Here is a 12374-nt window from a genome sequence, read left to right on the forward strand (position 1 = left end):
CATAATGCCGCTGGGCACAACGATGTCGGGAAACCATACGGCGGATGCATGCATTCTAACAAAATACAACTCTGATTTTTATATTTATAACAATTCCTCAGAAGAAGAAGGTTGTATTTCTTCTCTTCATCGTCTTTAAGCAAATAGTCCTCGTGTATTAATATACAGTGGCATTTTTTGACGTAATACAACTGGAAATTTTATTGTTAAATCTCAGAATTCGCTGGCACCTGCAAACCATGCATCGTAATTCCTCTTCATCGTGAAATCCTTCAGCAGCAAGGCACTTCCGTCAGTCGAGATGCTTGCCGCTTTCGTAGCATCCTTGATACATGAAGCCATCGGCACCTTGGGATTGATGATGATGTTGCCTCCGCCGTTACCCCATGCAGGGTCATTCTTCCTCAGCAGCTCGAGCGAGGTATAGTCGCTGTCGTCGTTCCTGTTCACCACCCACACGGGCCTGCTCATTGCGACCTCCTCGGTCACTATCATCTCACGGACACTCCTGTTTCCGTTCTCGTCCGTCATGATCTCATAACCTATATTTGCCTCAGAGCCATCCTCGGGATCGTAGGTTATGATAGGGGCACTCGACCAATCCCAGTGCTCCGAATAAGGCCAATATATCTGAATGTCGGAGTCCGAGAGAGCATCCAGGTAGGCGTCCACGCTTGCGCCTCCGAGCATGTCGTTCCCTCCTGCCTTGGTGGTCACATGGTTCTCCAATGCACCGCGGAGAAGTTCCCTCAACGGAGCTTCATAGCTGCCGGCTGCAGCCTTGGTCTCGAGTCCGAGGGCGGCCGCACGGCGGAATGACGGGCGTGCCTGCATAGGCACGGAAGAGGCCTTCATGCGCCTTGACGATGTGCTGTTGGCGCCCACACCGGCACCCGGATCCCTGAAGAGGTCCTGCATGGTATACTCTTCGTCATATCCATTGTCCGTGGAACCGCTGACGGCATCGAAGACCTCACCCATCTGTCCTTCCCCGATAGGAATTTCAGACAGGAGCATGGCCACGTCACCAAGTCTCACTATGGGAGTGGCCTCTCCCTTGTTCCCATTAGGACCATCTACCGGATCACATGCGAGGATAAGTGCGGCAGTGCCGATGACTGCCGGCCAAAAGAAAGTCGTTCTCATTGCAAAAATCTTTTCTGCAAAGTGAACGAATATTATCCGTTTGCGGACTTCGTCAACGGATAAACTCCCAAAACGGCATTTGGAGGGGATGCAGTGCTATCTCTGGAAGAAAACGTGACGCGATTTTCCGGAAAAATCGACTATCGTGCGTACGTTTCGGAAGCCGGCTTCGCGGAAAAGCGCCTCCACTTCGGGTCCGAAGGCCTCGTTGATCTCGACGATTCCGAACGGAGACGGTGGGTCGAGAGGGGTATTGCAGCTGACAAGGTCGAAACCGTATGAAGGTGCAAGCATGACTGACGCTATCCTTGCCAGAGCGCGGTAGAAGACAAGCGGATCCTCGTCCGAAACGAAAAGCGCAAGCTCAGGTTCATGTTCGAGTACGTTCTTTCTCATCTGCACCTTCTCGCTGTCCCTGACATATGGAGGATTGCTCAGAAGCACGTCGAAACTTGACGGAACCCTGAGCCCGGCAGTAGAAGCAGCCTTGGAGAAAGCCGCAGGGAAATTATCTGAAAGGACGTCAGCCTTGATGAAGCAAGGGCGGTTCTGAGACACTGCCTGTGATGAGGCGACAGCAAGCGCGTCGTCTGAAATATCGACGGCGCAGACCTCCGAAGCGGGAACTTCTGCTGCCAGAGACCATGCTATGCAGCCCGACCCGGTACAGAGATCCAGGACGCGGGGAGCATTACCGAAGGGTCTTTCCATACGTCTGAGCTGAGAGAGGGCTTCATGGACCAGGAGCTCGGTCTCGGGGCGAGGGATGAGCACCGCAGGAGAGACACGATAGCTGCGTCCGTAGAAATCGGCACGGCCGAGGACATACTGCAGAGGCTCGCCCGAGCACAGACGCTCTATGTCCGAGGCCAGTTCCTCCTCTCGCGAAGCAGGAAGCTCACAGAGCGGCTCGATTATGTGCTGGATCTTGGAGAAACCCAGCTTGTCCTCACAGAGTATGGACACGATGGAAGCCGCCTCGGATGCCGGATAGAGGGCTTCCAAGGCGGTCCTTGATCTTGATATGAAATCCTTGAGAAGCAAGGCTCCTATCTGTTCTCGATGATCTGGGTAAGGAAATCGGACATGGCGATGCCGGCGGTACGTACCATCTTCGGAACGAGAGACGCAGCTGTCATGCCCGGAATGGTGTTGATCTCAAGGAAGTACACTTCCTTCTGAGGTGTGAGGATGAAGTCGATCCTGACGCAACCGCTGCAGTCCATCCTCCTGTAGATCTTCCTCGCTGCCTCCTGGAGAGTCTGTGCATCCGAATCCGGAATCCTTGCAGGGCAGATCTCCTGGCTCTTGCCGTTGTACTTCGCATCGTAGTCGAAGAACTCGTTCTCCGATACGATCTCGATCACAGGAAGCGCCACCACCTCCCCGCCGTTGGCATACACGCCGACCTGAAGTTCCTGACCGTCGATGGCCTCCTCGCAGAGGAGAGTCTTACCCTCGGAGAAGGCAAGCCTTACGGCCTCGTCGAAGTCCTCGATCTTCTTCACCTTGGTGACGCCGAAGCTTGAGCCGCTGTCGGTAGGCTTCACGAACATCGGGAGTCCGAGAGCATCCACCGCCTTCTGCGCGAGTCCCTCGTTCACCTCGCCCTTGCGGACGAAAAGGTCCTTTGCGCACTTGACGAAGTCCACGTCCTTGAGATAGCTCTTGCAAGAGAACTTGTCGAAAGTTATCGCAGAGACAAATGCCGAGCAGCTGCTGAACGGAATGCCGAGCATCTCGAGATAACCCTGCATGAGACCGTTCTCGCCAGGGGTACCGTGCTGCATGATATATGCGTAATCAAACTTGACCTTATTGCCGGAGAGCATCACGGAGAAGTCATTCTTCTCGATCGAAGGACGAGATTCTGCAGGGAGTTCCACCCTCTCCTGGCCCTTCATGCGATATGCGACGAGCTCCCACTTGCCGAAGCGTGCGAAGATCTCGTACACGTCATATCTGCTTCCGTCTATCTGCGAAGCGGTGAACTGCCCGCTCCTGCATGAAACCTCCCACTCTGAGGAGTCACTTCCGTAAATTACTGCTATGCTGTTGTAGCTCATTCTGATGTTTTTAGAAGAACATTGATTCATCCACGTCGTCCACGACCTCTCCAACGCCTTCTCCGGTTCCCATCGCATCCATGTTCATGTTCGACGGTCTGATGAAGGCATCGTTCGGAGACACTCCGAGGGTTCCGTCCGCCATGACCTTCTTCATGAAGAGACCCCAGATAGGAAGAGCCGCGTTCGAACCACCACCGAGGGAAATGGACTCGAAATGTACCTGGCGGTCCTCGGCGCCTGCCCATACACCTGCGGTGAGGGTCGGAGTGTAGCCGATGAACCAACCGTCGGAGTTATCGTTGGTCGTACCGGTCTTGCCGGCAATCTCACCGGTGAGACCATATGTGCTGCGCAAGCGACCTGCAGTACCGCCGTCGACCACGCCACGCATCATCTGAACCATGGTGTATGCGACCGCCTCGTTCAGAGGCTGCCTCTTGCTCTTGGTGAATTCGCTGAGGGTGTTGCCCATGTTGTCCTCTATCCTGGTCACGAAGATAGGCTCACAGTACAGACCGCCCGAAGGGAAGGTATTGTACGCTGCGACCATCTCGTAGATGCTTACCTCGGCCGAGCCGACGCAGATCGACGGCACAGGGTCGATATGGCAGGTGATGCCCATTCCCCTCATCAGGTCGAGCATCGCGTTCGGACCCGAAGTAAACCACGGATCGCCGGCGCAGAGAGCCTTCATGATAGAGGCTGCGATGTTGTTCGAACTGATCTGGAGACCCTTCCTCATGGTAAGAGGACGTCCCTTGTACTCATCCTTGTCTGTGGTCTTGGGAGTCCACACCTGACCGTCAGGGAAGGCAAAGGATACCGAATTGTTCATGAACTCGGTCTCAGGAGTCATGCCGCTCATCAGACCTGTCGTGTAGAGGAAAGGCTTGATGGTGGATCCCACCTGACGACGGGACTGGCTTATGTTGTCGTACTTGAAGTATCTGTAGTTCGGTCCTCCGACGTATGCCTTGACATGTCCGGTCTGAGGCTCGATGGCCATGAAGGCCGCACGAAGATGGGACTTGTAGTAGCGGATGGAATCGTCCGGAGTCATGAGGGTATCGCAATAACCCTGCTTGTTCCACGAGAACACACGCATGTTCACCGGCTCCGTGAACGACTTGTAGATCTCCGAGTCCGAAGCACCGCTGTTCTTCATGTTGCGGTAGCGGTCGCTGTAACGGCGGGCATTCTTCATGATACGCTCGATGGTCTCCTGGTCGATATCATTCGAGAACGGTGCGTTCCTCTTGCTCCTGAGGTCGCGCCAGAAACTCTTCTGGAGACTCTTTCCAAGATGCTCGGCGACTGCCTCCTCGGCATATTTCTGCATCTTGTAGTTGATGGTGGTGTAGATACGGAGACCGTCCCTGTCGAGGTCGTAAGGAGTACCGTCTGCCTTCTTGTTCTTGTTGAGCCATCCGTAGAGGGCGTCGTTCTCCCACTTGAGGGAATCGGCAGAATACTCCTCAGGATAGGTATACTGAGACTTCTTCGGTTTCTCCGCCCTCATGTACCTGCGGAGCATGTCCCTGAAGTAAGGAGCATAGCCGGCATTGTGGTCCTGGATCTGGTAAGAGAGTGAGATCGGCACGTTCTGGATAGAGTCGCGCTGAGCCTTTGTGAGGTAGTCGGCCTTCTCCATCTGCGAGATCACGAAGTTCCTGCGGACGAGGGCCTTGCCAGGGTTGAGGGCAGGGTTGTAGCGGGTAGGCTTGTTGACCATTCCCACGAGCATCGCGCTCTCCTCCACATTGAGTTCATTAGGGTTCTTCGCAAAGAAGGTCTGGGAAGCCGCCTTCACTCCATAGGCGCCGCTGCCGAAGAAGATGGAGTTGAGATACATGGTCATGATCTCGTCCTTGGTGTAGTTCCTCTCGAGCTTCACGGCCGTGATCCATTCCTTGAGCTTGATCCATACCATCTTCACCTTCGACATGCCCGGAATCTTGCTGCTCACGTCAGCCCTCGGATAGAGGGTCTTGGCCAGCTGCTGGGTCACGGTACTACCACCTCCCTGGCTCGAATCGCTCATCAGGAGAGTCTTCACGAGCACTCGTCCGAGACTCTTGAAGTCGATGCCGGAATGGCTGTAGAAACGGGCGTCCTCAGTTGCGACGGTAGCCTGCACCAGGTAGGGTGAGAGCTCCGCATAGGTGACATAGGACCTGTTTTCGATATGGAAGGTCGTCAAAATCTCACCACCCTCTGCAATTACCTGAGTCGCGAGTTTGCTGTCCGGATGTTCGAGTTCTTCGAATGACGGAATGTCGGCAAATGCCCATACCATCATAAGTAATATGATGACCGCCGCCATTGGCACCAGAAGGAGTGCCCAGAACCATTTTATGATGCGCTTTTGTGTCGTCTCTTTCATCGTTCCACGTATTGTGTCAAAATGCAAAATTAACAACAAAATTTGGAAAGTTACCTTAAAAGTACCTTACTTTGCAGCGTGTTACAAAAATTAGGTATGGAGGGAAATCTTGTAATTGTGGAGTCTCCCGGCAAGGTAGGCACCATTCAGAAGTTCCTCGGAGAAGGCTTCGTCGTAAAGTCGAGCATCGGTCACATCCGCGATCTCCAGGACAACGAAATCAGCATAGACATCAATGACGGATTCAAGCCGAAGTACGTCATTCCAAGCGATAAGAAGAAGGTAGTTGCCGATCTCAAGAAAGCTGCGGAGTCTGCCCAGACAGTATGGCTCGCATCCGATGAGGACCGTGAGGGAGAAGCTATCTCATGGCACCTTTTCGAGACCCTCGGTCACAAGAAGGACAACACCAAGCGAATCGTATTCCACGAGATCACCAAGTCTGCGATACTCAACGCCCTCGAGAATCCGAGGGAGATAGACATGAACCTCGTCAACGCGCAGCAGGCCCGCCGCGTGCTCGACAGGCTCGTGGGCTTCGAGCTTTCGCCTGTGCTCTGGAGGAAGATCCAGCCGAAGCTCTCCGCAGGTCGCGTACAGTCGGTGGCTCTCCGTCTCATCGTGGACAGGGAGCGCGAGATACTCAACTTCGAGAGGGAGCAATATTATAAGGTAGAAGCTACCTTCCATCCGGAAGGTACTGCGGAAGGAGTGACCGTCAGCGCCACCCTCGACAAGAAATTCTCGGACATCGAGACCGCCCGCCAGTTCCTCCAGGACTGCATCGGCGCGGAGTTCTCGATCGCAAGCGTGGACAAGAAGGAAGGCAACCGCTATCCGGCACCTCCTTTCACCACCTCTACCCTCCAGCAGGAAGCTTCCCGCAAGCTCCACATGTCGGTCGGAACGACGATGAGCGTGGCTCAGCGTCTCTACGAGGCCGGACTCATCACCTACATGCGTACCGACTCGACCAACCTCTCCGGACTTGCAATCAACACCGCCAAGCAGTTCATCAGCGACAACTACGGCGAGGAGTATTCGAAGCCACGCCAGTACAAGACATCGACCAAGGGTGCACAGGAGGCACATGAGGCCATCCGCCCTACCTATATCGACAGGACCTCGATCGAGGGAACCCCACAGGAGAAGAAGCTCTACGACCTCATCTGGAAGAGGACCGTGGCATCACAGATGGTGGACGCCAAGGTGCTCAAGACAGACATCAGGATCAGCTCTTCCGCAAGGCCTGAGAAGTTCGCGGTGCAGGCAATGCAGGTACTCTTCGACGGCTTCCTCAAGCTCTACATGGAAAGCACCGACGACGAGCCGTCAGAGGATGAGGTAATCCTCCCTGAACTCGCGATCGGAGCGAAGATGGAGGAGAGAGGAATCAAGGCTGAGTGCAAGTTCACCGCACCTTCCCCTCGCTACTCGGAGGCCACACTCGTAAAGAAGCTCGAAGAGCTCGAGATCGGCCGTCCATCCACCTATGCGACCATCATCTCCACCCTCACCAAGGCTCGCGGATACGTGACCAAGGGCGACAAGGAAGGCAGCAAGGTGTCGGTCGAGAACCTCGCCCTGAAAAACGGAAAGATCAGCACCAGCCACAAGCAGGAGAGCGTCGGCGCAGAGAAGGGAAGGCTCATCCCACAGGAGATCGGAATGATAGTCACAGACTACCTCACCGAGCACTTCGGATCGGTCCTCGACTACGGGTTCACAGCCAATGTAGAGCAGGATTTCGATAAGATTGCCGCAGGTGAAATGGCTTGGAATTCAATCATTTCAGAGTTCTACGCACCTTTCCATCAGGACGTCGAGACCGTGCTCAACAACCGAGAGTACAACAGAGTCCAGAGGGAGATCGGAATCGATCCTTCGGACGGTCAGATGATCATCGCGAAGTTCGGCCAGTTCGGTCCTTTCGTCCAGAAGGGCGAAGGCGACAACAGGGTTTTCGCGAGCCTGGCGCCGGGCCAGCTCATCGAGAGCATCACCCTCGAGGAGGCCCTCAAGCTATTCTCTCTCCCAAGGACCGTCGGCCAGTACGAAGGCATCGACATCGTCTGCCTCAAGGGCCGCTTCGGACCATACATCAAGTACGGAGACAGGAACATCAGCCTGCCTAGGGGAAAGAACCCTGTGACCATCACTCTCGACGAGTGCGTGGCCCTCGTGTCCGAGAACCTCACCAAACCGGCTCAGGACATCATACTCGAATTCCCTGGCGACATCAAGGTCCTCAACGGAGCTTATGGCCCTTATATCAAATGCAATGGTAAAAACTATAAGCTACCTAAGGGCACTGAGGCCGCAACTCTCACAGAGGAAGAGTGTAAGACTATAATCAAGGAATCTGTTCCGACTGCAAGAAAAGGCCGTAGGAGATAGCAATATCGCCAAAATCCTTGCATTTTAGGATATTTTTGTATAGCTTCGCATCCTACTATTTACAAATTGTAAGATAATTTAGACATGACATCCTATTCCCTTGATCAGACCGACCAGAAAATCCTTGGCCTCTTAGTCAAGAATGCGCGTATGCCATTCCTCGAGATCGCTCGTGAGTGTGGCGTTTCTGGAGCAGCAATCCATCAGAGAGTCAAGAAGTTAGAGTCAAACGGCGTCATCACCGGCTCAAGGCTTCTCGTGAAACCTCAGGCGCTCGGTCTCAACGTGTGCGCATATGTAAGCGTAGCTCTTGCAGAAGCTAACAAGTACCCACAGGTCATCGACGCATTCAAGAAGATCCCCGAGATCGTAGAGTGCCATTTCGTGACCGGACGCTACGCACTCCTCGTGAAGCTTTACTGCTTCAACCACGACCACCTCATGGAGATTCTCCTGAACACTATCCAGAAGATTCCATATGTGCAGTCGACAGAGACCCAGATCTCACTTGACCAGGCTATCGAGCGTCAGGTTTGGGTAAAGGGTTACCAGAGCACCAGCTTCCAGTCAAGCGTTCAGGACGACATTGCAGAAGACTAGATCGTCAGGAGTGGTCACCTTGATGTTGTACCTCTCCCCCGGAACATAAGAAACAGCTTCACCGGCCGCCTCCACCACGGATGCATCGTCGGTGAAGCTTGTTTTATACGGCTGGAGATAAGCTGACTTGAGGACCTCCGAATGGAATATCTGAGGGGTCTGGACAGAGAGCAGGTTGGACCTGTCGACATACTCTCCCGCGAGGGTCTTGATCGTGTCGACGACAGGTACTGACGGGACTACCGCAGGTACAGTCTCGGCGGTCGTGAAGAGCTCTCGGATAAGCTTTGCGGACACCAGCGGACGGACACCGTCATGGATGGCTACAAGGGCGCCCTCAGGCACCCTCTCCAGGCCGTTCTTGACCGAGTGGAAACGGGTGATTCCGCCCTCGACGAGGGTCTGGCGACAGTTGAAGTTGTGCTCGTAGCAATACTTCTTCCAGACCTCGATATGGTCCTTCGGCAGGACGGTGACGACATTTATGTCGGGGTAGGCCTCAAGGAACTTGAGTATGGTCACATGGAGTATCGCGCGGCCTCCGATCTCGAGGAATTGCTTAGGGCATGAGGCGCCCATTCTGGTACCGCTTCCACCGGCCATCACGATGAGGTATTTTTTTCTTTCCATGTGCGATTTTATTTTAGGCGAATTTACCTTTTTTTTCGTAATTTTGGCCGATTATCAAACGACTTACACAAAATGGCATTTTCATTTTTGACACAAGAGCTCGCAATCGACCTCGGAACAGCGAATACGGTCATCTTCCAGAATGACCAGATCGTGCTTGACGAGCCGAGCATCGTTGCGCTCGATACAAGCTCAGGCAAATGTCTTGCACTGGGCCAGAGGGCTAAGATGATGCACGAGAGGACCAATCCGGGCATCAAGACCGTGCGCCCTCTCAAGGACGGCGTGATTGCCGACTTCAACGCTGCTGAGATGATGATCAGAGGCTTCATCAAGCAGGTGAACAGCAAGCACAAGTCCATCTTCAACCCGAACCTCAAGATCGTCGTCGGCATCCCTTCAGGAAGTACTGAGGTGGAGATCCGTGCGGTCCGTGACTCGACCGAGCACGCCGGCGGCCGTGACGTATATCTCATCTTCGAGCCTATGGCAGCAGCCCTCGGTATCGGCCTCGACGTGGAGGCACCTAAGGGCAACATGGTCGTGGACATCGGAGGTGGTACCACCGAGATCGCAGTCATCTCACTCGGAGGTATCGTCGTCCAGGACAGTATCCGTACCGCAGGTGATGCCCTCACCAAGGACATCCAGGAGTATCTCCGCCAGCAGCACAACATCAAGGTCGGTGAAATCACCGCCGAGAAGATCAAGCTTGCCGTAGGTGCGGTAATCCCTGACCTCGACGTCGAGCCGGAGCCATACACCGTAAGGGGTCCGAACCTTATGACCGCCCATCCTGTGGAGGCAAAGATCAGCTACCAGGAGATCGCACACTGCCTCGACAAGACAGTCGTGAAGATCGAGAACGCTGTCATCCACGCACTCGAGCAGACTCCTCCGGAGCTCTACGCCGACATCGTGGAGAACGGTATCTTCCTCTCCGGCGGCGGCGCACTCCTCCGCGGTCTTGACAAGAGGCTCACCGAGAAGGTAAACATTCCGTTCCACGTAGCCGAGGACCCGCTCAGGGCCGTTGCCCGCGGAACTTGTCTCGCACTTAAGAACACTGCCAACTACTCATTCCTGATGAGATAGGATGGCAAAGAAGAAAAACATAGGATCAATAATTTTCAGCGCGGCTATCTTCATCGTCTTGGAGATAGCTGCGTTGAATATGCTCTCACATAACGGAGAGCTCCAGAACAACTGGCTCGCGCGCAGCTCGCATGCGATCAACGCCGCCATCTGGGGCACCGGCGAACGCATCTCGCACTACTTCTCGCTCAAGAGGGAGAACGAGGACCTCGCGCTGGAGAACTACCATCTCCTCCAGGAACTCAGGAAATACCAGGACCTCGAGGTCGAGATGGAGTACGGCGACGTGGAGACCATCAGGAACTTCACCTACATCCACGCCAGCATCATCAAGCACAGCACCAACAAGCAGCACAACTACATGATTCTCGACAAGGGCGCTGACGACGGCATCAGGAACGGTTCCGGAGTCATCACCGCGAACGGAACCATCGGCGTCGTGCATGCCACCAGCAGGCACTACTCCTACGTCATGACCTTCAACAACAAGGACATGGTCATCAGTGCCCGCATCGGAGGCGAAGGTGCGGTGGGCCCTCTCACATGGGACGGAATCACCACCAGAGGCGCGATGCTCCGCGAGATTCCGCACAACACTCCATTCGAGGAGGGAGACACCGTCTACACCAGCGGCTTCTCTGCCCTCTTCCCTGCCGACCTTCCGCTCGGCACCGTGGGTTCGAACAGGATCGTGAACGGAGCGTCATACGAGATCAAGGTCAGGCTTTTCGAGGACCTTGCGAACGTTCGCTATGTGACCGTCGTCATCAACAATGAGATGGACGAGATAAGAGAACTTGAGGAGGAGGCCACGAATGAAGACTAACGTAAACTCCTGGGCACTCTATCTGCTCTTCATGGCCGTACAGCTCGTGATGACGAACTATCTCCACCTGAGCCAGTTCGTCACTCTCTCCATACTTCCCGCGCTCATCATGTGCCTGCCGCTGAGCTTTGCTCCGTGGCTCGCGATGGTATTCGCGTTCGTGACCGGACTCACCGTCGACTTCTTCGCCGAGGGTGTGATAGGCCTGAACACCGTGGCGCTTCTTCCGGTGGCCGCGCTCAGGAACCTGGTCATCCAGCTCGTGATCGGCAGCGACGCCATCGAAAGGGGAATGGACTTCAACTTCAAGAAGAACGGCCCGGCCAAGGTTGCCACGGTGATACTGATTCCGCTGGTAGTCTTCCTCGGAATCTACATCGCAGCCGACGGCGCCGGAATGAGACCGTTCTGGTTCAACTGCGCAAGGTTCGCAGCCTCGCTCGCAGTCGACCTCTTCCTCTGCCTGATGGTGGTCAAGACACTCAACCCTGACGACAGGAGGTAGGAGATGAAGATCGAACGTCAGACACGCCTTGTCATAGGACTCTGCGCTTTCGCGCTCATCCTGATCATCCGCCTGTTCTACATCCAGCTCGTGGACAGGAGCTATCGTGACCTCTCCAAGGCCAACGCGATGGTCCATGTCCCCATCTACCCAACCCGAGGTCTGATCAAGGACAGAAACGGCAAGATCCTCGTCGGAAACAAGGTCTGCTACGACATACTCGTGACCCCTATCGAAATCAAGCATCAGTTCGACACCGCGACCTTCTGCAACATCTTCGGAGTGTCGCGCGAGTTCATGAGGGACAAGTTCAAGGAGTACCGCCTCTACAGGAAGAGAATCGGATACCAGTCACTCATCCTCATCAAGCAGGTCGAACCTGAGACATACATGAAGTTCGCAGAAGTCGCCATGAACTTCCCAGGCTTCCGCGGACAGGCACGAACCATACGCCAGTACCCATACAACGCCGGAGGCAACCTCCTCGGCTACGTGAGCGAGGTCGACAGGGACTACATCGACAAGCATCCTGGCGAGTACCGCTCAGGCGACTATGCAGGAAAGACCGGAATCGAAGCCGCCAGGGAAGCGGACCTCCGAGGCATCAAGGGCGACCAGATCTACCTGAGAAACAACAGGAACCAGATCGAGACGCGATACATGGACGGAGAGATGGACGTCGAGGCAGTGCCTGGACACGACATCGTCACCACCATCGACGCC

The 12374-nt window shown here is 54.7% G+C and carries 11 protein-coding genes; 6 read left to right on the forward strand and 5 right to left on the reverse strand.

The annotated features are described in order from the left end of the window. Positions 1–213: 213 nt before the first annotated feature. From AC06ND_RS04820 to AC06ND_RS04835, 4 genes are all read right to left on the reverse strand, one after another. Positions 214–1146 (reverse strand): hypothetical protein, encoded by a 933-nt coding sequence (locus AC06ND_RS04820; RefSeq protein ID WP_475677857.1) that lies wholly within the window; start codon positions 1144–1146, stop codon positions 214–216. Between the two features lie 96 nt (positions 1147–1242). Beyond that, on the reverse strand, positions 1243–2190 hold the full coding sequence (prmC, locus tag AC06ND_RS04825) for a peptide chain release factor N(5)-glutamine methyltransferase (RefSeq protein WP_475677858.1): 948 nt from the start codon (positions 2188–2190) through the stop codon (positions 1243–1245). Between the two features lie 5 nt (positions 2191–2195). Further along, positions 2196–3212: a D-alanine--D-alanine ligase family protein gene (locus tag AC06ND_RS04830; protein ID WP_475677859.1), complete on the reverse strand. Its 1017-nt coding sequence runs from the start codon at positions 3210–3212 to the stop codon at positions 2196–2198. Between the two features lie 10 nt (positions 3213–3222). After that, positions 3223–5598, reverse strand: coding sequence for a transglycosylase domain-containing protein (locus tag AC06ND_RS04835; protein ID WP_475677860.1), 2376 nt, complete (start codon positions 5596–5598; stop codon positions 3223–3225). Between the two features lie 96 nt (positions 5599–5694). On the opposite strand from AC06ND_RS04835, the gene topA reads away from it, so the two are divergent. Then, positions 5695–7995: a type I DNA topoisomerase gene (topA, locus tag AC06ND_RS04840; protein ID WP_475677861.1), complete on the forward strand. Its 2301-nt coding sequence runs from the start codon at positions 5695–5697 to the stop codon at positions 7993–7995. 84 nt (positions 7996–8079) lie between these two features. Next, positions 8080–8595: an Lrp/AsnC family transcriptional regulator gene (locus tag AC06ND_RS04845; protein ID WP_475677862.1), complete on the forward strand. Its 516-nt coding sequence runs from the start codon at positions 8080–8082 to the stop codon at positions 8593–8595. On the opposite strand, the gene AC06ND_RS04850 is transcribed toward AC06ND_RS04845, so the two are convergent. Beyond that, a complete protein-coding gene (locus tag AC06ND_RS04850) occupies positions 8563–9225 on the reverse strand; it encodes a 2-C-methyl-D-erythritol 4-phosphate cytidylyltransferase (RefSeq protein ID WP_475677863.1) in 663 nt (220 codons plus the stop codon). The two genes, AC06ND_RS04845 and AC06ND_RS04850, sit on opposite strands and share 33 nt — an antisense overlap. Before the next feature lie 72 nt (positions 9226–9297). Between AC06ND_RS04850 and AC06ND_RS04855 the strand changes: the two genes are divergently transcribed. The 4 genes from AC06ND_RS04855 to AC06ND_RS04870 all read left to right on the forward strand — a co-directional run. Then, positions 9298–10320 carry a rod shape-determining protein gene (locus tag AC06ND_RS04855; protein WP_475677864.1) on the forward strand — a complete coding sequence of 341 codons (1023 nt, stop codon included), beginning with the start codon at positions 9298–9300 and terminating at the stop codon, positions 10318–10320. A gap of 1 nt (position 10321) precedes the next feature. Beyond that, positions 10322–11146: a rod shape-determining protein MreC gene (gene mreC / locus AC06ND_RS04860; RefSeq protein WP_475677865.1), complete on the forward strand. Its 825-nt coding sequence runs from the start codon at positions 10322–10324 to the stop codon at positions 11144–11146. After that, positions 11136–11651, forward strand: coding sequence for a hypothetical protein (locus AC06ND_RS04865; protein ID WP_475677866.1), 516 nt, complete (start codon positions 11136–11138; stop codon positions 11649–11651). Before mreC ends, AC06ND_RS04865 begins: the two co-directional genes overlap by 11 nt. 3 nt (positions 11652–11654) lie before the next feature. Beyond that, positions 11655–12374 (forward strand): penicillin-binding protein 2 (locus tag AC06ND_RS04870; protein WP_475677867.1); only part of this gene is annotated, 720 nt, incomplete at its 3' end.

The organism is Candidatus Cryptobacteroides sp. (genome assembly GCF_056207615.1).